Origin of the sequence: uncultured Tenacibaculum sp., from assembly GCF_947502995.1 — a bacterium.
In the GTDB taxonomy this organism is placed as follows: Bacteria; Bacteroidota; Bacteroidia; order Flavobacteriales; family Flavobacteriaceae; genus Polaribacter.
Genome location: NZ_CANNBW010000001.1, coordinates 164,640 through 188,877, shown reverse-complemented (window position 1 = coordinate 188,877; position 24,238 = coordinate 164,640). Strand labels below are relative to the sequence as shown.

The window sequence follows — 24,238 nt, the reverse complement described above, 5'->3', positions numbered from 1 at the left end:
AAACCGAGATCTAATGATCTCGGTTTTTTTTATTTTATCTTTCGTAGTAGTTTCTTTATTTAACTGCAATCTTAGTACTTTCTTTCCAAGATTGAATGCTAGCTATAGCATTATTTTCGTAGTTTATTTCTTTTAATTCATCTTTCTCCCAGATAAACCATTTACCTACTTTTTTACCTCTTTCATAAAAAGCCATTACTTTTTTATCTCCTTTTGCATCATAAATCACCCATTTCCCATGTAATAACTTGTCTTTATAAAAACCTTGTTCCTTAACATTACCATTATTATGAAAGTGAGTTACTTTTATTAAATCACCTTCTTTCTCGTATAAAGATTTTGTTTCCTTTTGAGCGAATACACTACCCATAACTAAGAAGCAAACTAAAACTACTAATTTTTTCATATCTAAAACATTTATTCATTAACATTTATATTACAAATATAACAATAAATTTACTTTTAAACAAGCTTTTGTTTACGTTAAATTAACATTAGGGATTTTTCCTATTTGAATATCAAATAGTTTTATATTTGTAATTAGTAATTAATTAAAAAATTCTATTATGGCAGTAATGAAAGTAATTGAAATTCTAGCTAACTCAGAAAAAAGCTGGGAAGATGCTACTAAAAAAGCAGTAAGTCAAGCATCTAAATCTGTAAAAAACATCAGATCGGCATTTGTACAATCACAAAGTGTTGTCGTAAAAGATGATGAAGTATCCGAATTTAGAGTAAACTTAAAAGTAACCTTTGAGGTTAAATAAGTAAAACAAAACTACTACTATCATAAAATGCGGTATCAAATACCGCTTTTTTTAATTTATTTAATTGACAATAGTGTTAATTAATACCCAAAAACATTTAAATTTTTATTAAACAGGTAGGAGTTATTTATTTTTAACTGTTATACTACGTAATCACGATTAAAAAATTCAGTGAGTATATTGAATTTTGATGTCGATTACTAGACTGTAGAATTGAATAACCCTTTTCACAATCAATCAAAACATGGAAAAAAACTTAGAAAAATTCAAAGATGTATTAATCGAATACGCGCCAAAAGTAGTAGCAGCTTTATTGCTATTAATTATTGGATTATGGGTTATAGGTATTATAACCAAAACGGTTAAGAAATTGATGGAAAAAAGAGGTATAGATACATCTCTTCGTGGTTTTTTAGGAAGTTTAGTTAACTGGGCTTTAAAAATCTTTTTACTAGTAACTGTTGCTGGTCAACTTGGAGTAGAAACAACTTCTTTTGCTGCAATTATTGCGGCGGCTGGTTTAGCAATTGGTATGGCACTACAAGGTTCTCTATCAAACTTTGCTGGTGGCGCTCTTATTATGATTTTTAGGCCATTTAAAGTGGGTGATTACATCGAAGCTCAAGGAGAACAAGGTGTTGTAAAAGACATACAGATTTTTACAACAAAATTAAATACAGTAGACAATAAAGAAGTAATAATTCCTAATGGAGTTTTATCTAACGGAAATATTATTAATTATTCATCAGAAGAAAAAAGGCGTGTTGATTTAACATTTGGTGTTTCATATGATGCTGATATTAAACAAACGAAAGAAGTGCTTTTATCAGTGACTGAAAACACTCCTTTTACATTAAAAGACCCTGCACCAGTAGTTTTAGTAGGAGAATTAGCTGATAGTTCTGTAAACTTTATTACAAGAACTTGGGTTAAATCTTCTGATTATTGGAATGCATATTTTCACATTATAGAACATACAAAGATTGAATTAGATAAGGCGGGGATCGAAATACCTTATCCACATTCGGTCGAAATTCAAAAATAGAGTAAATACAAAAATCATGACAAAAAACATTCTTAAGGTTTTAGTTTTTTTAATCACTACTACTACTTTCGCACAAAGTATAGGTTCTTCGGGGAGTTCAAGAGGTAGATTCTTTAGTGATTTAATTAGTAAAGAAGGGAAAAATGTAGATTACACAGGAGTAGAAGGTTCTCCTTATATCGTTAAAGATTTTTTCCAAGGTAAAATTAATGAATATCCAAATGAAGTACTTTTTAGATACAATGCTTATAGAGACGTTGTTGAAATTAAGTCGAACTCAAAAACATACGAGTTACCAAGAAAAGAAGGAAACAGAGTATATAATAGTAGTTTAAAAATTGCTTACAGCGTTCATAAAGATCCTGTAACAGAAACTATTGGATACTACAAGGAAGAATTACCTTTAAAAAACTTTACTTTATTATGTAAGCAAAAAGTAAAATTCCTTAAGGAAAAGCAAGCTGTATCTAGTTACGAAAATTCTAAACCTGCTAGGTTTAAAAGAATAAAAGATGTTTACTATTTAGACTTTGGAAAAGGTGAATTAAAAAAACTACCAAAGAAAAAGAAAGCTTTCTTCAAGTTAATGGGAGATAAAAAAGACAAGGTTAAAGAGTTTGCTAAAACAAACAAATTAAAACACAAAAGAAAGAAAGATTTATTTAGAATTTTAAGATACTATAGTTCTTTATAATTATTTCTTTTGTGGAGTAACCATAAAATCTTTTAAATAAAAAGGTTCAAAATAAGCGACATCTTCGATGTCGTTTTTTTTGTACTTAGCATAACTTAATTCTGCCATTTGTACTGAAGAAGGATGTTTATCTTCTACGAAAACAAAATTAGGATGATTTAAAATCTCTTTACATTTATCACTTCCATCACCTAACAGATAAACTTTTTTATCAGTATACTCTTTAAAAGAGTTTTCATCTATAACTTCAGCTTTTACTTCTCTTATTTGTTCTTTAGAATTTGTGAAAACTGCAGAATAAACTTCCATACGTCTAGCGTCTAACATTGGAATGATATAAGCCTCTTCTTTTACATCTATAGAAAGTGCTAAAGCATTTAGTGTTTCAACGCTTATTAATGGCTTATTTAAAGCAAAACAAAGTCCTTTAGCTGCTGAAACTCCTATTCGTAAACCAGTGTAAGAACCCGGACCTTTACTTACAGCTATAGCATCTAAACTTTCGATAGAAACTCCAGAAGATTTTACAACATCTAAAATAAATGGATGCAATTTTTCTGCATGAGAATAATTCAAATCATTTAACTCTTTAGATATTATAACTTCATCTTTATTAGAAATACAAACAGAGCAGTTTTTAGTAGATGTTTCTATATTTAAAATTAAAGCCATTAAAATAATTTTTTTGCAAATATATCATATACGTAAAAAAAAACCTCACAAATTAATTTGCAAGGCTTAAAATAAGTATAGTTAGTTGTTAACTTTAATCTAAAATATTTTCTCCGTAATAGAACTTTAAAACTTTTGTTTTAAAAATATAATCAAATTTGGCTCTAATTAAGGCAGATTCTGCATTTACTAATCGATTACGAACTTGATCATAGTCGAATCTTGTCATAGCTCCATACTCATAACTTGCTTGAGCATTTTTGAAAGCTTCATTTTGCGATTCTAAAGATATACTTGCTGCTTCAAAAGTTTTTGCAGCAGCTTTAGCATCTAAAAATGCTTGTTCTATAGTTTGCTTTAAACTTAATTTTTCTGTTTCAAGCCTTAGCTCTGCTTGTTCTTTAGCAATTATTGATTTATGAATTCTGTTTTTAGTTTGAAATCTATTAAAAATAGGTATACTGATTGAAAAACCACCTCCATAGCTAAAGTTATCATTTAACTGAGTAGAAAATCTTCTATCAATTACAACTAATTGACCAGTATCAGGATCTGGAAAAGTAAAGAAGTCAGGTTGACCGAAAGTAGTATTGTAAAATGTTCCTGTACTTAAAGAATAATTTAAAGATGGTATGTAAGCTGATTTTGATATTTTAATAGCTAAATCTGCATCTTCAATATTTAATCTCGCACGCTCTATTTCTGGCCTATCCTTTAGGGCTTTTTCATATACTTGGCTAGAACTACTATACAATAAAGCAGCTGAAGGTGTTCCTACTTCTATTTTCTCTACATCAAAACCTTGGTTATCCAACTGAAGTAACTGAGATAAATTTAAAAGTGCAATATTTAAAGCGTTTTCTTGAGATACAACATTTTGAGCATCTGTAGCTGCAGTAGATTGAATATTTAGTAAATCACCTTTTGGTATAGAACCTGTATCAAATTGAGCTTGAGCCCTATCAATTTGCTTTTTACTAATGTCTGCCTGGAATTTGGCTACTTCTAAGTTTTCTTTAGCAAATAAGACGTTTAAATATGTATTAACTACTCGTAATGCTACATCATTTTGAATAACTTCTAGATCCAGCTTACTCCTTTCAATACCTAATTTAGCTTGTTTATAAGAATTTAAATTCCTGAATCCATTAAATATGCTTCCTCCTAATGAAAGGTTTAAAGATGTATTGTATCTATTTGCTGAACTTCTAGTATTATCTGCTCCAGTAGATAATCCGAATGTAAAATTATGCGAATTAGAAGCACTTAGACTAGGTAAGAATTCTCCATATGCTATTTCTTTGTCTTTTTCAGAAGAATTTATATTTAAAATATTCTGTTTAATCTGTATATTATTCTTCAAAGCATGATCTACACACTCTTTTAATGTCCATTTTTTTTGACTATAGGAAAGTATAGAAACTAATAAAAAAGGAAATAACAGTAGTAATTTTTTGTTCTTCACAATCTTTGTTTATTTAGTAAGTATCGATATGACGACAAAGTAAACAATATGTTACAAAAAAAGAACGAAATTAATTACTAGTTTTTTTTCTATGTCTGTATAAGAAGAATAAAAGTAATCCAATTAATAAATATGGAAATACCATCAAATAGGTAATTCCATTGTTAACTCCCTCGGCAACAGACTCATCACCTCCTTCAATAACGGCTTTACACATTGCACATTGTGCATTTGCTAGCGAAGAAATTAATAATAAAAAAAATAAAATTCTTTTAAACATAATAAGGTGAAATCATGATATAAATAATTACTCCAGTAACTGCAACATATAACCATAGTGGATAAGCAATTTTTGCTATTTTTTTATGCTGTGGAAATTGTCCCAATTTTGCTCTCATAAATGTAAATAACACAAAAGGGATAATTACAATAGATAGCAATATATGAGTAATTAGTATAAAGTAATAAACAGACTTAATGAAGCCTTCTCCTCCAAAAGTAGTAGATTCAGAAGTCATATGATAAGCGACATACATTACTAAAAACAATGCTGAACAAACTATTGCTAAAGTATTTAACAATTCGTGTCTTTTTCTATTTCCTTTCTTTATTGCAAAAACTGAAAACACTAATAAAACAGCTGTAATTCCATTCATTGTTGCATAAATTGGAGGCAAAAAACTTAATGGCTCTACATTAGATAATTTTATTCTAAAAAGTGCTGCTACGACTATCGGTATTACAATAGAAACTATCGTAATAAAATTCTTATACTTCTTTTCTTGAACAGTTAAATTACTCATTTAATAATAATTTTATGTCTTGTTTTAACTCTGTAATTTGATCTGGAAATGTTTCTTCTTCTAATGCTCGGTAATACATTATTGGATTTCCATGTTCGTCGTATCTAGAACGTATAAACCCATTTTTATCAACTAAAGCAAATAAACCTGAATGATAAAAACCTCCGTGATCTTCTCCTCCTACTCCAACAGGTAATTTAAATCCAGTTTCTGATAAATTAAACACATCGTCAACAGGCTTACCTGTTAACATATGCCAATTAACATGTGAAATCTTATAATTATCTGCATACTCTTTTAAAACTTCAGGAGTATCTTTATCTGGTGTAATTGAGAATGATGCAATTCCAAAATTAGGATTCCCTAGGAACTCATTCTGTATTGTAACCATCTTCCTATTCATAATAGGGCATATTGTTGGACAAGTAGTAAAGAAAAACTCGACCACATAAACCTTTCCGTCGTAGTCTTTATTCGTTATAATTTTCCCTTCTTGATTTACAAATTCAAAACTTGGTACTTTATTGAATTTGTGTAAATCAGGTTTTTGAAAATGCTTAACAATTTTAGGAATTGAGTAAATTCCAAATAGTAAGATTATAAATGAAATCCCTATATAAGAATAATTACTTTTCTTCATTTGATATACTTTTTATTCTTCTATCTTCACTTCTATTATTCTTCTTTAATGCTAAACTATATTCTGCTAGAACAACTTTAACATCATCGAACATATCATTTTTTAGTTCAGCTACAGATTGCATATTATAACCATAAAGTTTCTTTTCTTTAAGTTTTTTTATGGTAGATTCTCCTCTGCGTAACGCTACTTCTTTGTCTATTATAAAAGCTTTTTTAGAATGAATATTAGCATCTAATTTTTCATTCGTCTGAAAACTTTCATAAAGCGCATCTATCTCAGCTTTGGAAGCGTATAAAAACTTCCATTTAATCATATTTGTATACTTACCTAATTTCTTTGCCAGCTCTTCTGTTTGACTTTTATAGGCTTCATCTACAAATGAAATTAATTGAAAATCTGTGTATCCGTAAAATTTCTTATAAATCTTTTCATTCAGATTGAAAATTTCACCTCTACTATCTGTAGTATCCTTACCGATAAAATTAACGACAGTAACTTTTCCTTTGAATTTAAACTTTCTATCAATATTACTTACATCTATAACATCCTTTGTAACCACAGGTAGTTTACCGAAATTATAAGTTCCCATTTGAAGATATATATAGAATAATAAAGGAACTATGAATAGGATGAAAAGAACTAAATGTTTTTTACTAATCTTCATTAAAATGTATAGTTTAAAGCAAAAAAAAGGTGGTTAAAACCACCAATTTTATATTGTTACCATTTAATTAATGGCGCTAATGTATCATATAAATAATCGCCTTCTAATAGTACTATGAATAATAAGTAACAAATTAAGAAAACTCCTGTCCATACTATAGATCTTCTAAACCATTTTTTTTCTCCTTCTAAGTGCATGAACGCCCAAGCGATATAGTAAGCTTTAGCTAAAGTAAGGATAATGAATATCCAGTTTAACCAACTTGTTCCTGGACCATGTAAGTGTAATGCATCTGGCTTAACAATACCTAAACCTACTTCTACTACTGTAATTATAGATAATATAGCTAGAACTATCCAGATTCTTTTATTTGACTCGTGTGAATGACCTGCCATTTTAAAATACTTTTAAATATTAATTATACTAAGTAGAAGAATGTGAATACGAATACCCAAACTAAATCTACAAAGTGCCAATATAATCCAACTTTTTCTACCATTTCGTAGTGTCCTCTTTTTTCGTATGTTCCTAAAACAACATTAAAGAAGATAATGATATTAATTACAATTCCAGAGAATACGTGGAAACCGTGGAAACCTGTAATGAAGAAAAAGAAATCTGCAAAGATTGGATTACCGTATTCATTATCACGTAAATTCGCACCTTCAACAACTAATTTTACTTTAGCCATTTGTTTAAGACTTTCTTCTCTAGATAAGATGATTTTCTTCTTAGTTGCTAAATCAATTTTCTCACTTCTAACTTGTAAAGAAGGATCGTTTTTAAACGCTTCTTGTACCTGAGCAACTGAATATTGAGAAATTGTAGCTTCGTTAGTAAACCATAATCCGTTCTTTCTTGAGTGCTGAACTCTTCCGTCAGCTCTATCTCCCTGAACAAAATCAGCTAAAGCGATTTGCTCTCCATCTTTAACGAATTGTAATATATGATTATCTGTAGTTTTAACAGCTCCATAAGACCCTTTAATGAATGTTTTCCATTCCCAAGCCTGAGAACCAACGAATATTAATCCGAAGACAATGGTAACAAACATGTAAAGTGCTACTTTCTTTTGTTGCATTTTATGCCCTGCATCTACAGCTAAAACCATAGTTACAGAAGACACAATAAGAATAAATGTCATGAATGCAACATAATACATTGGGTAGTTACCATGGAAAAAAGGAACGTGAGTAAATACTTCATCGGCAATCGGCCATGAATCTATAAACTTAAAACGTGTTAAACCATAAGCAGCTAAGAACCCAGAAAAGGTTAAAGCATCAGACAAGATGAAGAACCACATCATCATTTTACCATAACTAGCGCCAAATGGTTTCACACCACCTCCGCTCCAGGTCTCTTTATTATCAGAATTTACAGCGATATTAGCTTCCATAAATATCTTTATCAGTTAAATTTTGTTAAATCGTCCGCCAAAATTACACATTTTTAATCATCTAATGAAATAGAAAAAGAAAAATAGATAAATCCATAAAACATCTACAAAATGCCAGAAGATTGCACCTAGTTCAAAACCAAGCATATCGGCAGAAGAGTACTTCTTTTTAAAATGATTATAAATAACAACAATTAGCACAATTACACCTCCTAACAAGTGTAAAACATGCATAAAAGTAATAATTAGTAGTAATGAAACAGATACTGTACTTCCTGGACCTGTAAAATATAATCCAGAACTACGTAGTTGTTCAAAACCTACATATTGGAACCAAACAAATGCTAAACCTAAAATAAAAGTTAGGGTTAGTAAAATAAAAGATAGTTGTAGTTTATCTTGTTTTAGTAATCTATGAGATAAAAACAAGGTTATACTACTTAAAACTATTAAAACTGTACTCACATAAAAAGCTTGAGGTAAATCGAAAGTTACCCAATCATCTCTTTTCATACTTATAATGTAAGCACTTGTTAAACCAGCAAAGAACATTACCATACTTATAAGTGAAACCCATAACATTGGTTTTGCTGATTTTCTTTTCGCTACTCTTAACTCACTATCAACTTGAGCTCTATCCATTAGTGTAAAAATTTATCTATAACATATATTATTGGCAACACTGTGATATAAAACACACTAGCCAACATTAACTTTCTCGCATCTATATTCGACTCTGATTTATACAATTTTATTGCATAAAATAGCATTAAAAGCCCTAAACTTGCTACAATGACTGCTGTTATGGGATATATATATAGACTCCCAGTACTCTTTAAAACTGGTGCAATAGAAATTAAAATCATTACAGCAGTATAAAATATCATTTGAACAACAGCTCCTTTGTCTTTCTTATCCATTGGAAGCATATGTAAACCAGCTTTGTTGTATTCTTCATATTGCAACCATCCGATAGCCCAAAAGTGTGGAAATTGCCAAAAAAATTGAATCATGAATAAAAACCCTGCTTCAATTCCGAATTTACCTGTTGCAGCAACCCAACCTAACATAAAAGGTATTGCTCCAGGAATTGCCCCAACAAACACTGCTAAAGGTGTTACAGCTTTTAAAGGTGTATATGCACTTGTATAAAGAAAGATAGATATTGCTCCAAACAAAGCACATTTCGGATTAATAGCATATAATATTGCAATACCAGATATAGTAAATAATGAAGCTATGGTTAATGCCACAGTGGGACTCATTCTTCCTGCAGGAAGCGGTCTGTTTTTAGTACGTTGCATTAATTTGTCTATATCTTTTTCAATTACTTGATTAAAAGCATTAGATGCGCCAACCATTAAGTAACCACCAATAGCTAACATTAATATAGTTGTATAATCTATAGTTTCTGCTCCTAATAAATACCCAGCAATTGATGTAAATACAACACTTACCGAAAGTCCAACTTTAGTAAGCTGCTTAAAATCTAAAAAAACTGTTTTCAATATCGACTTGTCTTCAACCAAAACTAAACCCACCTTGCTAATTCCAAAATTTTTGCAAAGATATTCTATAATAGTGTAACCACCATGTTTTTTGAGTTTTATTAATGAGTGAAAATATTTTTATTAAAAAAACTTCTTTTTTGTTTGCAGAATAAAAAAACCATTGTATATTTGCACCCGCAATAACAATTGCACAAGTTCTTAAAATTATAAATCAGAAATTATTTATTAAATCTGATTATTATATAAAATACCATGCAGAAGTGGTGGAATTGGTAGACACGTTGGACTTAAAATCCAATGGGCCGTAATGCCCGTGCGGGTTCAAGTCCCGCCTTCTGTACTAAACCGTTGTTAACCCTACGTTTTCAACGGTTTTTTTATGCTTAAAACTTTCCTTCTCTCAACTTTTTAAATTTTCTTTTCAATTCAAAAAAAAAATATTTCTTTTTATTTATCTGTTTTTGATTCAATTAAATATTAAAATCCTTTTTATGTTGAAAAAAGCCACTTTAAATCTCGCTTTTTTATTTGCACAATAAAAAAACCATTGTATATTTACATCCGCAATAACAATTGCACAAGTTCTTAAACAAAAAGCTTACGCGAAAGTAGCTCAGGGGTAGAGCATCACCTTGCCAAGGTGAGGGTCGCGGGTTCAAATCCCGTCTTTCGCTCGAACTCTTATATATAAAATACCATGCAGAAGTGGTGGAATTGGTAGACACGTTGGACTTAAAATCCAATGGGCCGTAATGCCCGTGCGGGTTCAAGTCCCGCCTTCTGTACTAAACCGTTATTAATCTTATGATTTTTAACGGTTTTTTTATTTTTAAAAAAGACAATAGCGACTCAATTAAAATCAAATCGCTATTATTATTACTATTATACTTAAAGCTATTCAGCTTGTATGGAGGTTAAGTCAAATCCGTTATTAAACTTAACATTTCTTGTAAACTGTTCAATCCAATTTTCTTTAATCACTTTTCCATCCCAATCAGCAGGCGCGTATTTACGATATGTAGTTACATAAACTCCATCGATTTTTTCATACTTCACCTTCATTAAACTTGGATCTTTAGCTCCAAAAGCTAACGCCGTATATAAAAACTGATCTATTCTATTCGTTTTCGGATTTACATACAAAATATACTTATCACTTGCATCACCCACATTTTCACCAAATGTCATTTCTACAATTTTATAATTTATTCCATCAACTTTTCGAGATGGTAATAACTTATGATTAACTCCTGGATCTAATAATTTGAACATCATTGCAAACCAGTAGTAATTTGTTTTTCTAAGCGAATGACCAATATAAGCAGGTTGCTGTTCTGTAATCATCTTTCCATTAACTTTAGAAACAGTTGTATTTCCATTGAAAAACTGAGAATGATTTCCTTTAATTTGAGGCAGAGCATAAACTTCTCTCTTTGAATAATTAGCATACGAAACCTCTCCATTAAAAATATAACGTTCGTTAGAAATATCTACAATATTTTTCCCTGTAACTTTAAATGTGTAATCAAAAGAAACATCTCTCAATTTATACAAAGCATCTACTCCTCCATTAGCTTGTACCACATTGGCAATTACCTCTCTTGCGTTTTGTGCTGTTGAATTGACAGTTATTAAAGCTAATACAATTCCTACAATTCTATTAATTTGCTTTTTCATGATTTCTTAAATTTTATTGTTTAATCCGTTAATTATTTCTGAAGGTTCTACACGATTTCTATAATCTCCTCCTTCAGATTTCGCAAAAGAAATTATTCCGTCTTTTTCTATAATAAAAGTTGCGGGTACTGGAAGCTCACTGTTTTCATCAGCATAAAAACTATTATAGTCAAATCCTAATTCAGTCATTTTTTCTACTGATGACTCAGGATTTTTGTGTACCGCTACAAATTGTTTTGCAACAATATTTCCATTATCACTTAAAACTTCAAATTGTAATTCATTCTTCTCTTTAATATTTAGTGATTCATCTGGAGTTTGAGGTGAAATAGCAACTAATGTTGCTCCGGCTTGTTTTATTTCAGAAAGAATACTTTGATATTGGTTTAAAATCAAATTACAATAAGGACACCAAGTCCCTCTGTAAAACGTAAGAACAACTCTTTCTTCTTTTAAAATATCGTATAAGTTAACTGTTGTATTAACCGCATTAGATAAACTGAAATTTGGAGCTTTATCTCCCTTTTTTAATTTTAAAATTGAAGTTTGATCTTTTTGTAATTGATCTGCATCAGAATTCCAAACATTAAGTGCATGTTCTGGAAGCATTTCTGAAAGATTTTCTTTTAATATTTTTAAATCTTTTTGATAAGAAGGAATTTCGATATTTTTCATTGTTAAAAATTTTGTGATGTTTATACCACAAATTTCTTATCAATCCTCATGAATAAAAATGAACTGCAACAAGAAATAATCTTGAACTAGTTCAAGATTATACTATCGACGAGCACGTATTTTACTCAAAAACTCTGCTGAAATACCTAAATAAGAAGCAATAACATATTGAGGTACTCGATTTACAATTTGCGGGTATTTCTTAGCGTATTCCACATAACGCTCTTCTGAAGTTTTACTATTATTAGAAATCACTCTGCTTCTTGAACTGGCAAACGCTTTTTCTGTGATTAATCTAAAGTACTCGCTTAAACTGTGAATCTTACGACACAAACCTTCTATGTCTTCATACTTTAATTGTAAAATAACAGAATCTTCTAAAGCTTCAGCAAAATGCTCTGCAGGTAACTGATTGATATAACTATAAAAATCAGTAAAATACCAATCTTCTACACCAATACTTACCGTATGCTCTTTTCCTTTATCATCTAAATAAAAAACCCTGAAAGCACCTTTAACTATATAATTACGATGTTCACAAACATAACCTGGCTGAATAACAAACTGTCTTTTTTTAATCCTAGAGACTTTTATAATTGAAGTAAATTGCTCTTTTTCTTCTTCGGTTAATTCTACATAACGTGCAATATTTTCGAGTATTCCTTCGTACCTGTCCATTTTATATAAAGTTAAGTTTGATGATTCAATCGTAACTACAATAACATTATATAAGATGATTGAATGTTCTAGAAATAAAACTAATGATTAAAAATGAAATTACGGAAAACCTCAATTTAAAATGTGGTTTTCCGCAATACTTGTATTAAATATATTTATACTTTTCTTATCCCAATAATTTTGTTTACTCTTAAAAATAATCCCTAAGTCAAATGACTAATAAACTTAACACTAGTTTAGGTTTTACCAAAAACCCATTCTCAAAATTTTCTGCAGAAGAAGAAATAGAATTTCATAATGAAATTTTCTATGAACCCCCATTTTATCAAACCTTATTAGATGACCTGAAATCTGGAACAAGTAGATTCATACTTGGACAAAGAGGACATGGAAAGTCTTCCATTATTCATAAACTAAAAGACGATTTAGAAAAATCACAAGTTTTAACAATAATAATAGATCGATTCGATGAAATATCCTTAACCGACAATAAAATCGAATTATTAAACCTAATATTAAGGGAATTTGTAACTAAATATGTTGTATTCTTAGACAAAAATAAATCATATTTAAAAAAACTTGACAATGAAGATAAAGAAGCCATTTGCTTATTAATAAAACTTTTTTTTAAACCTTTAACTAAAACAGAATATGAATCTCGTTATGATAGCATAAAAAAAATAAAAACCAAAAACTGGTTTATAAATATCTTTAATTTATTTGTTAAACCTGCTAATTCATTAATAGGAACAGGAGTGTTAATTACCTCTAAATTAATTTATGATTCTTTAAAACTAACTGCATTTCAAGGAAAAAACTCATATACTGAATATTTATCCGAAATTGAAAATATTAACACTAACGCAACTCAACAGGAAGAAGAGTTAAAGAAAAGTAAACGACATTTAAAAGAGCTGTTGAACAGATTGAATACTATATGTAAAAAAACTTATTATAAATCTTCAGTAGTTCTATTTGATAAAGTAGATGAATTCCAAGAACTAAATCAAGATATAAACAAAATAGCAAGCTTTACTGAAGATATTTTAACAGACACTGAACTCCTCTTACAAAATGATATAGCAATAGCATTTAGTTTATGGTCAGAAGTAAAGCCTATATTAGCTAGAAAAGTACGTTTCGATAAATTTAAAGAAATAGATATTAGTTGGAAAAAAAATGACATGTCTCCTTTAATCAATAAAAGAATAGTTCATTTTTCCGGAAACACTAGAAGCTTTAATAGTCTTTTCAAAAATGATGTAGATATTGAAAGTATTATTGAAATATGTAATAAATCCCCTAGAGACCTAATATCTTGTCTTTCTGACATATATGATTACCAAACGGCAAACGATGATTCGAAGTTCTTTGAAACAGACAATATTTCTAAAGGGCTGATCAAATTCGCCAATCGATATGATTATTTATCAATATACCCTTCAAGAACAGGCAGAAATAAAGATGTAATTAGCATGATAAACATTATTTTAAAAACTAGAAAAACAAACATAACAATATTAGATTTAAACCAAACCTTTAACCAAAGAACAAGATGGAGTCAAGGAAAGCTTGAAAACATGATTAAATATAAACTAATTGAAGAAGACTCTAGATTAGGAAAAAAAGGAGAAAAAATATACAACGTCCTTGATCCGAAATTAATACACTTAATAAAACGAGGAGTTACCAATTTAGGAAATAATTAGAATTTTAAAAACATATTCTCGTTTTCATAATCATAATGGAATTTTCATAGATAAAAAACAATTTTTAACAAGGATATCACCTTGACAAAAAACACCTTGACAACGAGATTTGTAAGAAAACAAAATGCAAAATTTCGAATACATTTTAATCTTAAGCGCTTTAAGCTGTATCTTAATCCAAAAGTTCATCAATACCAAAGTCAAGAGACATTATTTATTAGGATATCTTTTCCTCATACTATTTATTCATCTAATCACAGAAGGATATAGATGGCAAATGATTCCTACATATGCGCTATTAGGTATCTCTCTTTTTATAATTATTAAAGAACCTAAAAAGAAACCTCATATTATAATTCGTACACTAAAAGTTATAGGAATTCTTTTATTAACTGGTATTGGTTTTTCACTTCCTTCTCTCCTACCAGTTTTTAAACTTCCTAAAACAACAGGCTCTTTTTCTGTAGGGACACAAAATCTTTTCTTAAAAACAAATCGTGATGAAGTAATTACATCAATCAAAGAAGATAAGAGGGAACTCATGATAAAGGTCTGGTATCCATCAAATGATAAAGAAGGAATAAAAGATCATTATATTGACAAAGCTGGTAGATATGGCTTTGCTAAAAAATATGGATTGCCCAATACCACATTCAACTATTTAGATAAAATTGAAACTCATGTATTTCACGATGCGACAATACCCAAACAACAATTTCCTGTTTTAATTTTTTCCCATGGATATCATTCAAAAGCTAATGGTTATTATGCTTTACTTTCTGAAATTGCTAGCCATGGTTTTATCATATTTGCTATAAATCATACCTATGAAAGTACTGGCTCTCATTTTCCTGATGATTCTATGAAATACTTTAATTATGAGTTTGCTCATAAAATTGAAAAAGATTCTTGGAATACTATAGAACCATCTATCAAAGCTTTTCAACAAAATATGACTTTTGAAAATCGTCATCCCATAGTTCGAAAAAGTTTAACTTCTTATTTCGTAAAAGATATGATTAAACGCTGGGCTGAAGATATTAACTCTGTTACTGCAAAGTTAAACGAATATAATTCTGAAGGATTTTTTGAAAATAGATTAGATCTTAATAAGATTGGTGTTTTTGGACACTCAAGAGGAGGCGCAGCAGCAGGAGAAGCTTTATTAATTAATAATAAAATAAAAGCAGGAGCTAATTTAGATGGTGTACAGTGGGGACAAATTGTAGACACAACATTTCAAAAACCTTTTCTCTTTCTTTCTTCAGATTGGCCAGAAAAACACCCAAACTATAACAAACACGCATACGTCAATAAAAGTACCTCTTATTTCTACGAAGCTAAAATTTTACAGTCAGGGCACAGCAACTTTATGGACATACCATTTATGATACCATTACAATCAATCAATGAATCAGGAAACATCAATCCAGAAATAGCTATTAACATAAGCAGAAACCTTGTTGTTACATTTTTTAAAAAACATCTCAAAGCAGAAAAAATTGATCTCAACACATTACAATATCCCGAACTAACTTTAGAAGTATTTCAAAACAAAAACCTTAGAAAAAATGACCAAAAACAGTAATATTTAGACCATCTATCAAACTTTAAGAAACTTTAACACAAAAACAAAACACCTTAAGTGTTGATTTACAACGAAATAAAAAACACAGTGAAAAAAACCATGTTTTTCCTGTATTTATACTTTTTAATTGCTTTATATTTGTAGTGTCCTCAGAGACGTTTGAGGACACTTTTTCTTTTTCATAGCAATTTTCCCACTCAATCTTTGAGTGGGTTTTTTATTTAAAGTAATTTTTATTTCACTTTTCGGAATACTCTTTGTAAAGTTCTAGTAAAAAATTCGTCTACATTCATAAATAACAATTATCATGAAGAAAATCGTTTTTATCCTATCCATATTTTTATCAATAAGTGTAATTGCTCAAACATCTACTTTCAATACATTATTAAACAAACATGTAGATAGTAAAGGAAATGTAAATTATAAAGCATTAAAAAAAGATGAAGCTACTTTAGATTCTTATTTAGCGTATTTAAACCAAACAACACCTAGTAGCTCTTGGTCTAAAAACAAGCAAAAAGCTTTTTGGATTAATGCTTATAATGCATATACGATAAAATTAATTTTAGAGAACTACCCATTAAAAAGTATCACTAAAATTAAAAAGAAAGGTAAAAGCGCTTGGAAAATACCATTTGCAAAAGTTGATGGTAAAACATATACTTTAGATCATATTGAACATAATATTTTAAGAAAAAAATTATTTGACCCAAGAATTCATGTTGGTGTAAATTGTGCTTCTGGTTCTTGTCCTAAATTACACAACAAAGCTTTTACAGCTAAAAATGTAGATAGTGAATTAGAAAGCTTAATGAAGCAATTCATAAATGATTCAAAAAGAAACAAATTAAACAAAAAGAAAACAATACACATCTCAGAAATCTTCAACTGGTTTAAAGGAGATTTCACAAAAGAAGGTTCTATTGTAGATTATATTAATAAGTATGCTGATGAAAAAGTAGCTAGCGACGCTAAAATCCATCACTTACCTTACGACTGGAATCTAAACGGAAAATAGTATCTTTAGTTTTCTAAACACATAAGAAATTATCAATGTCTAAAACATATTACGATCCTTCAGACTTAAGAAAGTTTGGAAAAATCACAGAATGGAGCGAAGAACTTGGAAACAAGTTCTTCGACTATTATGGAAAAGTTTTTGAAGAAGGAGCACTTACTGCTCGTGAAAAAAGCTTAATTGCTTTAGCTGTAGCACACACAGAGCAGTGTCCTTATTGTATTGATGCTTACACAAAAGACGGATTACAACGAGGCATAACTAAAGAAGAAATGATGGAAGCAATTCATGTTGGAGCTGCTATAAAAAGTGGAGCAACTTTAGTACATGGTGTGCAAATGATGAATAAAGTGAATAAGCTTGAAATGTAATTTTGCTATGAATTATTCTAAATTATGAATTGAACTTGATTTCGTTTATAATTTTTAATTCACAATTAAAACTCGATGAAAAAATCACTCTTAGCTAGAAATAATGATTTGGCAAATACAACTCGCCAATTAGAAATATTATCTAACGGAATATTTCAAAATGGTGAATTACCAACATTTGCAAATAAAATAAAGGAGACAAATCAGTTTCCTTTGCGTCCAAAAAAGCTAGAAATTTTACAAATAAACTTAGGTTACATGTGTAATCAAGTTTGTGCGCATTGTCATGTTGATGCTGGTCCGGATAGAAAAGAAATTATGACCACTGAAACTATGCAACAATGCTTAGATGTTATTAAAAAAACTGGGGCACACACATTAGATTTAACTGGTGGAGCGCCAGAAATGAATCCAAATTTCAGATGGTTTGTTGAAGAAGCTTCTAAAGCAGGAATCAAAGATTTTATTGTTCGTTCTAACTTAACAATTATTAGAGCCAACAAAAAATACTACGATTTACCAGAGTTCTTCAAAAAACATAATGTTCATGTTGTTTCTTCTATGCCACACTGGACAAAAGGAAAGACAGATAAACAAAGAGGTGATGGTGTTTTTGATAAATCTATCAAAGCACTTCAAATGTTAAATGAAGTAGGATACGGAAAAGAAGGTTCTGGACTTCAGTTGGATTTAGTTTACAATCCTTCAGGAGCATTTTTACCAGGAGATCAAGCAGCTTTAGAAAGTGATTTCAAAAAAGCGTTACATGAAGATTTTGGTATTATTTTCAATAGCTTATTTGCAATTACAAATTTACCAATCAGTAGATTTTTAGATTATTTAATCGCTTCTGAAAATTATGAAGATTATATGTATGCTTTAGTTGAAGCCTATAATCCAATGGCTGTAGAAAATGTAATGTGTACAAATACTTTATCTATAAGTTGGGATGGTTGGTTATATGATTGTGATTTCAATCAAATGCTAAACCTAAAAGTAGCAAGTAAAGTAAAACACATTTCTGAATATAACGAAGAATTACTTCAAAACAGAAACATCATTATCAATCAACATTGTTACGGATGTACTGCTGGAGCAGGAAGTAGTTGTCAAGGAACTGTTGCATAAATCATGAAGACTAAAATTGTATTTTTTCTATCGTTTTTTATTTTCTCATTTACTTTCTCACAAAGTAGTTTAAAACGACTATTGAAAAAATACAATACTGAGTCTGTTCCGTATATTACTGCTGAAGAATTATCAAAACAAAAAAGCAACTATATTCTATTAGATGCTCGAGAAGCTAAAGAATATAATGTTAGCAGTATTAAAAATGGAATCTTTGTTGGTTACCAAAACTTCGATTTAAAAAGAACTACAGATGTAATTTTAGCAAATAACAAAGATGCTAAAATAGTAGTATATTGCTCTCTCGGAGTACGTTCAGAAGACATTGCAGAACAACTTCAAAAAAAAGGATTTACTAATGTATTTAATTTATACGGAGGTATTTTCGAATGGAAAAACAAAGGTTTTACTGTGATTAACACAAATAATAAACCTACAGAAAAAGTACATGCTTTTGATAAAGAATGGGGAAAGTGGTTAAAAAAGGGCATAAAAGTATATGAGTAAAAATTTGCTGATGATTTTTACACGAAACCCAGAATTGGGTAAGGTAAAAACAAGGCTTGCAAAATCTCTAGGAGATCAAAAAGCATTAGATATATATAAATTCTTACTGAATAAAACCAAAGAAGTTACGCAGCATTTATCTTGTGATAAAGCTGTTTTTTATTCTGTAAAAATTAGAAGTAACGATATTTGGGATACAGCATACACAAAACACCAACAATCTGGAGAGGATTTAGGCATACGTATGCAAAATGCATTTACAGAAGCTTTTGAAAATGGTTATGAAAAGGTAGCTATTATCGGTAGTGATTTATTCGATTTAACTCCAGATCATATTAATGAAGCTTTTGAAAAATTAGATCGTAACGATGTTGTTATTGGTCCAGCAGAAGATGGTGGTTATTATTTATTAGCCAGCAAAAAAGTGTATCCTGAAATATTCCAAAACAAAGCTTGGGGAACCTCAACTGTAAGAAAAGAAACACTACAAGACTTACAAAAAGAAAGTGTACATTTATTACCCATGTTAAATGATGTTGATGTTATTGAAGACATTCAACAACACCCTGCGTTTCAACAATTTTTAAACTTATGAAAAAACAACAGCTACAAGAAACTATAAACTACCTTAAAGAAAATGGTATTACAAATCCTAAAATTGGAATTGTATTAGGTACAGGTTTAGGAAAATTAGTAGATGAAATTACAATAGAAACAGAAATTCCTTATAGTGAAATTCCAAATTTCCCAGAAGCTACAGTAGAATTTCATTCAGGGAAATTAATTTACGGAGAATTAGCTGGTAAAAAAGTGGTAGTAATGTCTGGTCGTTTTCATTTATATGAAGGTTATACACCATGGGAAGTTACCTACGGAATTCGAACTATGCACGGATTAGGAATTGAAAACTTATTAATTTCTAATGCAGCCGGAGCTATTAATTTATCATACAATAAAGGTGAATTAATGCTTATTGAAGATCATATTAATTTACAAGGACAATCTCCTTTAGCTTTTGCTGAAACCAAAGAATTCGGAAACATATTTGCGGATATGTTAGAACCTTATTCAAAAAAATTAAATGATTTACTGAAAGGTATTGCTCAAAAACACGACATAACACTACACGAAGGAGTATATGCTAGTGTATTGGGTCCGCAATTAGAAACGCGTGCAGAATACAGAATGCTTCAAATACTTGAAACAGATGCTGTAGGTATGAGTACTGTTCCTGAAGTAATTGTAGCAAAACAATTAAATATTCCATGTTGTGCTATTTCAGTTTTAACTGATGAGTGCGACCCTAAAAATTTACAACCAGTAGACATTGCTGATATTATCGCAACTGCTGGAAAAGCAGAACCTAATTTGGTCGCTATATTTAAAGATTTAATTAAAGAACTATAATGCTCAACAAACAAATAGCTGTTTTAACAATTAGATTAATTCTTGGATTTATTTTCTTTTTCCAAGGATTCGGAAAAGTATTCAAATTTGGATTGGATAATGTTTACAAAAACTTCTTCCAATCTAGTTATGGTGAATTACTTCCTGACTTTTTATTGTTATTTTCTGCTTACTTTACTTCTTTAGCAGAATTTATCGGCGGTTTTTTGTTAGTTATTGGTTTAAAAAGAGATTATGCCTTATATACTTTAGCCTTAGTTTTAGTAATTGTAACTTTTGGTCACGGTTTAAAGGATCCTATTTGGGATTTATCTCATGTAATGTATAGAACAATACTTTTGGTAAGTTTATTATTATTACCAAAAGAACTTGATAAATTTTCTGTAGACTTTTTAATAAAAAAAGACAAGTAAGAATGAGTTATTTAGAAACAACAAAAGATGTATATAAAGAAGCAGCATTAACTCCAGATGTAGGATTATGTTGTACTACTAACCCAATTTGGGAATTACCAGGATTGAAAATCCCTAAAATTATGCAAGAAATGAACTACGGTTGTGGTTCAACAGTACATGCTAGAGATTTAACTAATAGTCCGAAAATATTATACGTTGGTGTTGGAGGTGGAATGGAATTATTACAATTCTCATACTTCTCTCGTCAAAAAAATGGTGTTATTGGTTTAGATGTAGTAGACGAAATGTTAGAAGCTTCTCGAAAAAACTTTATAGAAGCAGAAGAACAAAACGATTGGTTTAAAAGTGAATTTGTTGATCTACGTAAAGGTGACGCAATGAATTTACCTGTAGAAGATAACTCTATCGATGTTGCTGCTCAAAACTGTTTATTCAACATTTTTAAAGCAGATGATTTAAAGAAAGCTATTGCTGAAATGTATCGTGTATTAAAACCTCACGGACGTTTGGTAATGAGTGATCCAACTTGTGAACAACCAATGAATGACACGTTACGTAACGACGAACGTTTACGTGCTTTATGTTTAAGTGGTAGTTTACCAATTGCTGAATATGTAAAAATGTTAACTGACGCTGGTTTCGGTACTATAGAAATTAGAGCTAGAAAACCATACAGAATTTTAGATCCAAAAAATTATCCTACAGATGAATTGATTTATATCGAATCTATAGAAGTAGCTGCAATAAAAGATCCTATGCCAGAAGATGGCCCATGTATTTTTACCGGAAAAGCTGCTATTTACTATGGTGAAGAAGAGTATTTCGATGATGGTAAAGGACACACGTTATTACAAAATCAACCTTTAGCGATTTGCGATAAAACAGCCGCTGCTTTACAAGCTTTAGGAAGAGATGATATTTATTTTTCAGAATCTACTTTCCATTATGATGGAGGTGGATGCTGTTAATAATCAACACGTATTCTAATCAAAAAAAAACGACCTATTAGGTCGTTTTTTTGTTTGTTTAATTTTAACAAATCTGCAATAAAAAACCAAAAAACAAATAAAACAATTAAAAATCAGTTAAATAAGATACAGAGTCGGCATTGTTTTTGATAAAAAATCATATATTTAATTCATATTAAAAACCAATCTAAATCTTAAAAATTATGAAAAAGCTACTTTTGGGTATCGCTACTATAGCTTTAGTTTCGTGCGGTAAAGAACAAACAGTTAACTACGCTTTATTTAAAGGAAATATTAAAAATCCTAACAGCAAAGAATTAGCAATTATAAATAGTTCTAACGAACTGGTTAAAACAATTAAAATTTCAGAAGATGGCTCTTTTACAGATACCATTTTTAATGCTAATGGCCATCATCGTTTCAGTGATGGAAAAGAATCTTCTTCTTTCTATTTAAAAGATGGATATGAACTTTCTTTAAATATGGATGCTAAAGAATTTGATGAAACAATTGTATATTCTGGTGAAGGTAACGAAGTAAATAACTTTCTGGCTCAAAAATACTTAATTAAAGAAAGAGCCGGATCTATGCAAGACTTATACTCTCTTGATGAAGCTGCATATTTAGCTAAAATGGACGACATAAATAAAGAACTTGAAAAAACTTTAGAAAATGTAGATAGTGATTTTGCTAAAGAAGAGAAAATCAATTTAAATTACGAGTATTTATCACACCTAACAAATTATCAGCCTGCGCATCGATATTTTTCAAAAGACAATGAGTTTAAGGTTTCTGAATCTTTCCCTCTTAACTTAGATAAATTAGATGTAAATAACGAAGAGCATTTCAAAAAGTTTAATTCTTATAAAAACATTGTTAATTATCATTTTACTAACTCTGCTCGTATCAACTCGAAAGAAAAAAACATCTCATTTGAAGATGCCGCTATTGAATATATAGAATCACACAAAAGTGAAATGATTAAAAATAGCTTGTTAAAGAATATGGCTTTTCAAATATCGGCGAACAATCCTAAATCAGAAGTTTTATACAATGCTATCATGAAACTTTCTAATGATGAAGGCTTAAAAGAAAGAATAACAAAACAGTTTAATGGAATTAAAAAATTAGCAGCTGGTAACGTTTCTCCTTCTTTTGAAAACTATGAAAATAATGCTGGAGGAACAACATCTTTAGCAGATTTAAAAGGAAAATATGTGTACATCGATCTTTGGGCAACATGGTGTAAACCTTGTAAAGCAGAAATTCCATTTTTAAAGAAAGTGGAAGAAAAATATAGTGATAAAAACATTGCTTTTGTTAGTATTTCAATTGATGCTGAAGCTGATCATGATACTTGGAAAAAAATGATTAAGGATAAAGAATTAGGAGGAATCCAGTTAATGGCCGACAAAGACTGGCAATCTAAATTTGTTTTAGATTATCAAGTTCAAGGAATTCCTCATTTTATTTTAATTGATCCAGAAGGAAATATTGTAAAATCTTACGCTCCAAGACCATCAGATAAAAAACTTATTGAATTATTTGAGGAACTAAAAATTTAAAAATCAATAATATTACAACATATTCATTGTTAAAAAACGACCTTTTCGGTCGTTTTTTTGCTTTATCTAGTAATGTGTTGTAATTTATATCGACTATATACTCCACTTTATAAAAAAGAATGTTAAATAAAAGCACCAATACTGCCATTTTATTGTTTTCTAATACTTCTGAAAAAGAAGTAAAAGAAAAGCAAATACGTAATGGTCAACTTTTATTCAAACATTTACATCAAAAAGCACTTTCTGAAGCTCAAAAAACAGGATTAGACATTCTTGTTTTCAATGAAAATAATCAAAAAGGAAAAACTTTCGGTGAACGATTTTCTAATGCAATTGAAACTGTTTTTAATCAAGGATACGATCATGTAATTACCATAGGTAATGATAGTCCCGAGTTAAATTCAGAACATATCTTAATCGCTCACGAAAATTTAATTCGTCAAAGAAATACTTTAGGTCCGGCTTTAGATGGAGGTGTATACTTAATAGGAATTAGCAAACAACAATTCCAAAAAGATGAGTTTGCTTCTTTACCTTGGCAAACATCAGAGTTATTAAATGCTCTAACAGCCTTTTTCACTCAAAAAACTCTTAATCCTTTTCTTTTACAACCATTAAAAGATTTAGATTCTAAAAGTGATCTTTTTTACTTTCTTCAATCAGGTAGATCTGTTTTAGAAAGTATCATTTTAACTATTATTTCAACATTCAGTATTCCTCTTTATACTGAACATACTTCTTCAGAAGCTTATATAAAAAGTCAGCACAATAAAGGCTCTCCCCTATTAGCTTAATCATATTATTTACTTGTTATGAACTTTTAAGTTACTACTTAAAAGTATAAGCTATGCACACCACTATTTTAATT

29 protein-coding genes and 3 tRNA genes are annotated in these 24,238 nt (G+C 29.7%); 18 read left to right on the top strand and 14 right to left on the bottom strand.

Features of this window, described 5'->3' with window-relative positions; genetic code table 11:
* Positions 1-55 precede the first annotated feature (55 nt).
* The gene (locus tag Q1A46_RS00840) at positions 56-406 is read right to left on the bottom strand and encodes a nicotinic acid mononucleotide adenyltransferase (RefSeq protein ID WP_299672959.1); all 351 of its coding nucleotides are present in this window, start codon (positions 404-406) and stop codon (positions 56-58) included.
* Positions 407-566: 160 nt separating this feature from the next.
* Between Q1A46_RS00840 and Q1A46_RS00835 the strand changes: the two genes are divergently transcribed.
* From Q1A46_RS00835 to Q1A46_RS00825, 3 genes are all read left to right on the top strand, one after another.
* A complete protein-coding gene (locus Q1A46_RS00835; RefSeq protein ID WP_299672956.1) occupies positions 567-767 on the top strand; it encodes a dodecin family protein in 201 nt (66 codons plus the stop codon).
* A gap of 244 nt (positions 768-1,011) precedes the next feature.
* Entirely contained in the window at positions 1,012-1,812 is an 801-nt protein-coding gene (locus tag Q1A46_RS00830) for a mechanosensitive ion channel family protein (RefSeq protein WP_299672953.1), read from the top strand.
* Between the two features lie 16 nt (positions 1,813-1,828).
* Positions 1,829-2,506 carry a hypothetical protein gene (locus tag Q1A46_RS00825; protein ID WP_299672950.1) on the top strand — a complete coding sequence of 226 codons (678 nt, stop codon included), beginning with the start codon at positions 1,829-1,831 and terminating at the stop codon, positions 2,504-2,506.
* Here Q1A46_RS00825 and tsaB read toward each other — a convergent pair whose 3' ends face one another.
* The 10 genes from tsaB to cyoE form a co-directional block, all read right to left on the bottom strand.
* Positions 2,507-3,178 carry a tRNA (adenosine(37)-N6)-threonylcarbamoyltransferase complex dimerization subunit type 1 TsaB gene (gene tsaB / locus Q1A46_RS00820; protein WP_299672947.1) on the bottom strand — a complete coding sequence of 224 codons (672 nt, stop codon included), beginning with the start codon at positions 3,176-3,178 and terminating at the stop codon, positions 2,507-2,509. It lies immediately after the preceding gene.
* Between the two features lie 94 nt (positions 3,179-3,272).
* Positions 3,273-4,643, bottom strand: a complete 1,371-nt coding sequence (locus Q1A46_RS00815; protein WP_299672944.1) for a TolC family protein — start codon at positions 4,641-4,643, stop codon at positions 3,273-3,275.
* Between the two features lie 70 nt (positions 4,644-4,713).
* A complete protein-coding gene (locus Q1A46_RS00810) occupies positions 4,714-4,923 on the bottom strand; it encodes a hypothetical protein (RefSeq protein WP_299672941.1) in 210 nt (69 codons plus the stop codon).
* Entirely contained in the window at positions 4,916-5,446 is a 531-nt protein-coding gene (locus Q1A46_RS00805) for a DUF420 domain-containing protein (protein WP_299672938.1), read from the bottom strand. The genes Q1A46_RS00810 and Q1A46_RS00805 overlap by 8 nt, the downstream gene beginning before the upstream one ends.
* The gene (locus tag Q1A46_RS00800) at positions 5,439-6,086 is read right to left on the bottom strand and encodes an SCO family protein (RefSeq protein WP_299672935.1); all 648 of its coding nucleotides are present in this window, start codon (positions 6,084-6,086) and stop codon (positions 5,439-5,441) included. The genes Q1A46_RS00805 and Q1A46_RS00800 overlap by 8 nt, the downstream gene beginning before the upstream one ends.
* Entirely contained in the window at positions 6,073-6,753 is a 681-nt protein-coding gene (locus Q1A46_RS00795) for a hypothetical protein (RefSeq protein WP_299672932.1), read from the bottom strand. The genes Q1A46_RS00800 and Q1A46_RS00795 overlap by 14 nt, the downstream gene beginning before the upstream one ends.
* Positions 6,754-6,809: 56 nt before the next feature.
* Positions 6,810-7,148 carry a cytochrome C oxidase subunit IV family protein gene (locus Q1A46_RS00790; protein WP_299672929.1) on the bottom strand — a complete coding sequence of 113 codons (339 nt, stop codon included), beginning with the start codon at positions 7,146-7,148 and terminating at the stop codon, positions 6,810-6,812.
* A 23-nt stretch (positions 7,149-7,171) separates the two neighbouring features.
* Entirely contained in the window at positions 7,172-8,152 is a 981-nt protein-coding gene (locus Q1A46_RS00785; RefSeq protein ID WP_299672926.1) for a cytochrome c oxidase subunit 3, read from the bottom strand.
* A 57-nt stretch (positions 8,153-8,209) separates the two neighbouring features.
* A complete protein-coding gene (locus tag Q1A46_RS00780) occupies positions 8,210-8,794 on the bottom strand; it encodes a cytochrome c oxidase subunit 3 (protein ID WP_299672923.1) in 585 nt (194 codons plus the stop codon).
* A complete protein-coding gene (gene cyoE / locus Q1A46_RS00775) occupies positions 8,794-9,660 on the bottom strand; it encodes a heme o synthase (RefSeq protein ID WP_299672920.1) in 867 nt (288 codons plus the stop codon). Before cyoE ends, Q1A46_RS00780 begins: the two co-directional genes overlap by 1 nt.
* A gap of 257 nt (positions 9,661-9,917) precedes the next feature.
* On the opposite strand from cyoE, the gene Q1A46_RS00770 reads away from it, so the two are divergent.
* From Q1A46_RS00770 to Q1A46_RS00760, 3 genes are all read left to right on the top strand, one after another.
* Positions 9,918-10,003 (top strand) — tRNA-Leu (locus Q1A46_RS00770).
* A gap of 262 nt (positions 10,004-10,265) precedes the next feature.
* Positions 10,266-10,337, top strand: a tRNA-Gly gene (locus Q1A46_RS00765).
* 25 nt (positions 10,338-10,362) lie between these two features.
* Positions 10,363-10,448 (top strand) — tRNA-Leu (locus Q1A46_RS00760).
* A 109-nt stretch (positions 10,449-10,557) separates the two neighbouring features.
* Here the strand turns inward: Q1A46_RS00760 and Q1A46_RS00755 are convergent.
* The 3 genes from Q1A46_RS00755 to Q1A46_RS00745 form a co-directional block, all read right to left on the bottom strand.
* Positions 10,558-11,340, bottom strand: coding sequence for a hypothetical protein (locus tag Q1A46_RS00755; protein ID WP_299672917.1), 783 nt, complete (start codon positions 11,338-11,340; stop codon positions 10,558-10,560).
* 6 nt (positions 11,341-11,346) lie between these two features.
* Positions 11,347-12,015: a peroxiredoxin-like family protein gene (locus Q1A46_RS00750; RefSeq protein ID WP_299672914.1), complete on the bottom strand. Its 669-nt coding sequence runs from the start codon at positions 12,013-12,015 to the stop codon at positions 11,347-11,349.
* 102 nt (positions 12,016-12,117) lie between these two features.
* Positions 12,118-12,693 carry a Crp/Fnr family transcriptional regulator gene (locus Q1A46_RS00745; protein ID WP_299672911.1) on the bottom strand — a complete coding sequence of 192 codons (576 nt, stop codon included), beginning with the start codon at positions 12,691-12,693 and terminating at the stop codon, positions 12,118-12,120.
* Positions 12,694-12,905: 212 nt separating this feature from the next.
* Here Q1A46_RS00745 and Q1A46_RS00740 point away from each other — a divergent pair, with 212 nt between their 5' ends.
* The 12 genes from Q1A46_RS00740 to Q1A46_RS00685 all read left to right on the top strand — a co-directional run bounded on the left by Q1A46_RS00740 (position 12,906) and on the right by Q1A46_RS00685 (position 24,164).
* The gene (locus tag Q1A46_RS00740) at positions 12,906-14,402 is read left to right on the top strand and encodes a P-loop ATPase, Sll1717 family (RefSeq protein WP_299672908.1); all 1,497 of its coding nucleotides are present in this window, start codon (positions 12,906-12,908) and stop codon (positions 14,400-14,402) included.
* A gap of 124 nt (positions 14,403-14,526) precedes the next feature.
* A complete protein-coding gene (locus tag Q1A46_RS00735) occupies positions 14,527-15,990 on the top strand; it encodes a hypothetical protein (RefSeq protein WP_299672906.1) in 1,464 nt (487 codons plus the stop codon).
* Positions 15,991-16,297: 307 nt separating this feature from the next.
* Positions 16,298-17,008, top strand: coding sequence for a DUF547 domain-containing protein (locus tag Q1A46_RS00730; RefSeq protein WP_299672903.1), 711 nt, complete (start codon positions 16,298-16,300; stop codon positions 17,006-17,008).
* 35 nt (positions 17,009-17,043) lie between these two features.
* A complete protein-coding gene (locus tag Q1A46_RS00725) occupies positions 17,044-17,379 on the top strand; it encodes an arsenosugar biosynthesis-associated peroxidase-like protein (protein ID WP_095074706.1) in 336 nt (111 codons plus the stop codon).
* A 75-nt stretch (positions 17,380-17,454) separates the two neighbouring features.
* A complete protein-coding gene (arsS, locus tag Q1A46_RS00720; protein ID WP_299672900.1) occupies positions 17,455-18,507 on the top strand; it encodes an arsenosugar biosynthesis radical SAM (seleno)protein ArsS in 1,053 nt (350 codons plus the stop codon).
* 3 nt (positions 18,508-18,510) lie between these two features.
* Entirely contained in the window at positions 18,511-19,014 is a 504-nt protein-coding gene (locus Q1A46_RS00715; protein WP_299672897.1) for a rhodanese-like domain-containing protein, read from the top strand.
* The gene (locus Q1A46_RS00710; RefSeq protein WP_299672894.1) at positions 19,007-19,609 is read left to right on the top strand and encodes a TIGR04282 family arsenosugar biosynthesis glycosyltransferase; all 603 of its coding nucleotides are present in this window, start codon (positions 19,007-19,009) and stop codon (positions 19,607-19,609) included. The genes Q1A46_RS00715 and Q1A46_RS00710 overlap by 8 nt, the downstream gene beginning before the upstream one ends.
* Complete coding sequence (locus Q1A46_RS00705) at positions 19,606-20,421, top strand: purine-nucleoside phosphorylase (RefSeq protein WP_299672891.1); 816 nt, start codon at positions 19,606-19,608, stop codon at positions 20,419-20,421. The genes Q1A46_RS00710 and Q1A46_RS00705 overlap by 4 nt, the downstream gene beginning before the upstream one ends.
* The gene (locus tag Q1A46_RS00700) at positions 20,421-20,834 is read left to right on the top strand and encodes a DoxX family membrane protein (RefSeq protein ID WP_095074716.1); all 414 of its coding nucleotides are present in this window, start codon (positions 20,421-20,423) and stop codon (positions 20,832-20,834) included. Before Q1A46_RS00705 ends, Q1A46_RS00700 begins: the two co-directional genes overlap by 1 nt.
* A 2-nt stretch (positions 20,835-20,836) precedes the next feature.
* Positions 20,837-21,805, top strand: a complete 969-nt coding sequence (arsM, locus tag Q1A46_RS00695) for an arsenosugar biosynthesis arsenite methyltransferase ArsM (protein WP_095074718.1) — start codon at positions 20,837-20,839, stop codon at positions 21,803-21,805.
* Positions 21,806-22,008: 203 nt separating this feature from the next.
* The gene (locus Q1A46_RS00690; RefSeq protein WP_299672880.1) at positions 22,009-23,370 is read left to right on the top strand and encodes a TlpA disulfide reductase family protein; all 1,362 of its coding nucleotides are present in this window, start codon (positions 22,009-22,011) and stop codon (positions 23,368-23,370) included.
* Between the two features lie 119 nt (positions 23,371-23,489).
* On the top strand, positions 23,490-24,164 hold the full coding sequence (locus Q1A46_RS00685) for a DUF2064 domain-containing protein (protein ID WP_299672877.1): 675 nt from the start codon (positions 23,490-23,492) through the stop codon (positions 24,162-24,164).
* The last annotated feature ends 74 nt before the right edge of the window (positions 24,165-24,238 follow it).

Coding starts and splice junctions, on each gene's coding strand:
- Q1A46_RS00825 (WP_299672950.1), top strand. CDS start 1,829: ATGACAAAAAACATTCTTAAGGTTTTAGTTTTTTTAATCACTACTACT.
- Q1A46_RS00730 (WP_299672903.1), top strand. CDS start 16,298: ATGAAGAAAATCGTTTTTATCCTATCCATATTTTTATCAATAAGTGTA.
- Q1A46_RS00710 (WP_299672894.1), top strand. CDS start 19,007: ATGAGTAAAAATTTGCTGATGATTTTTACACGAAACCCAGAATTGGGT.
- Q1A46_RS00705 (WP_299672891.1), top strand. CDS start 19,606: ATGAAAAAACAACAGCTACAAGAAACTATAAACTACCTTAAAGAAAAT.
- Q1A46_RS00685 (WP_299672877.1), top strand. CDS start 23,490: ATGTTAAATAAAAGCACCAATACTGCCATTTTATTGTTTTCTAATACT.
- Q1A46_RS00835 (WP_299672956.1), top strand. CDS start 567: ATGGCAGTAATGAAAGTAATTGAAATTCTAGCTAACTCAGAAAAAAGC.
- Q1A46_RS00795 (WP_299672932.1), bottom strand. CDS start 6,753: ATGAAGATTAGTAAAAAACATTTAGTTCTTTTCATCCTATTCATAGTT.
- arsM (WP_095074718.1), top strand. CDS start 20,837: ATGAGTTATTTAGAAACAACAAAAGATGTATATAAAGAAGCAGCATTA.
- Q1A46_RS00800 (WP_299672935.1), bottom strand. CDS start 6,086: ATGAAGAAAAGTAATTATTCTTATATAGGGATTTCATTTATAATCTTA.
- Q1A46_RS00735 (WP_299672906.1), top strand. CDS start 14,527: ATGCAAAATTTCGAATACATTTTAATCTTAAGCGCTTTAAGCTGTATC.
- Q1A46_RS00715 (WP_299672897.1), top strand. CDS start 18,511: ATGAAGACTAAAATTGTATTTTTTCTATCGTTTTTTATTTTCTCATTT.
- Q1A46_RS00755 (WP_299672917.1), bottom strand. CDS start 11,340: ATGAAAAAGCAAATTAATAGAATTGTAGGAATTGTATTAGCTTTAATA.
- Q1A46_RS00745 (WP_299672911.1), bottom strand. CDS start 12,693: ATGGACAGGTACGAAGGAATACTCGAAAATATTGCACGTTATGTAGAA.
- tsaB (WP_299672947.1), bottom strand. CDS start 3,178: ATGGCTTTAATTTTAAATATAGAAACATCTACTAAAAACTGCTCTGTT.
- Q1A46_RS00700 (WP_095074716.1), top strand. CDS start 20,421: ATGCTCAACAAACAAATAGCTGTTTTAACAATTAGATTAATTCTTGGA.
- Q1A46_RS00840 (WP_299672959.1), bottom strand. CDS start 406: ATGAAAAAATTAGTAGTTTTAGTTTGCTTCTTAGTTATGGGTAGTGTA.
- Q1A46_RS00690 (WP_299672880.1), top strand. CDS start 22,009: ATGAAAAAGCTACTTTTGGGTATCGCTACTATAGCTTTAGTTTCGTGC.
- Q1A46_RS00785 (WP_299672926.1), bottom strand. CDS start 8,152: ATGGAAGCTAATATCGCTGTAAATTCTGATAATAAAGAGACCTGGAGC.
- Q1A46_RS00740 (WP_299672908.1), top strand. CDS start 12,906: ATGACTAATAAACTTAACACTAGTTTAGGTTTTACCAAAAACCCATTC.
- Q1A46_RS00725 (WP_095074706.1), top strand. CDS start 17,044: ATGTCTAAAACATATTACGATCCTTCAGACTTAAGAAAGTTTGGAAAA.
- Q1A46_RS00805 (WP_299672938.1), bottom strand. CDS start 5,446: ATGAGTAATTTAACTGTTCAAGAAAAGAAGTATAAGAATTTTATTACG.
- Q1A46_RS00750 (WP_299672914.1), bottom strand. CDS start 12,015: ATGAAAAATATCGAAATTCCTTCTTATCAAAAAGATTTAAAAATATTA.
- Q1A46_RS00830 (WP_299672953.1), top strand. CDS start 1,012: ATGGAAAAAAACTTAGAAAAATTCAAAGATGTATTAATCGAATACGCG.
- Q1A46_RS00790 (WP_299672929.1), bottom strand. CDS start 7,148: ATGGCAGGTCATTCACACGAGTCAAATAAAAGAATCTGGATAGTTCTA.
- arsS (WP_299672900.1), top strand. CDS start 17,455: ATGAAAAAATCACTCTTAGCTAGAAATAATGATTTGGCAAATACAACT.
- Q1A46_RS00810 (WP_299672941.1), bottom strand. CDS start 4,923: ATGTTTAAAAGAATTTTATTTTTTTTATTATTAATTTCTTCGCTAGCA.
- Q1A46_RS00780 (WP_299672923.1), bottom strand. CDS start 8,794: ATGGATAGAGCTCAAGTTGATAGTGAGTTAAGAGTAGCGAAAAGAAAA.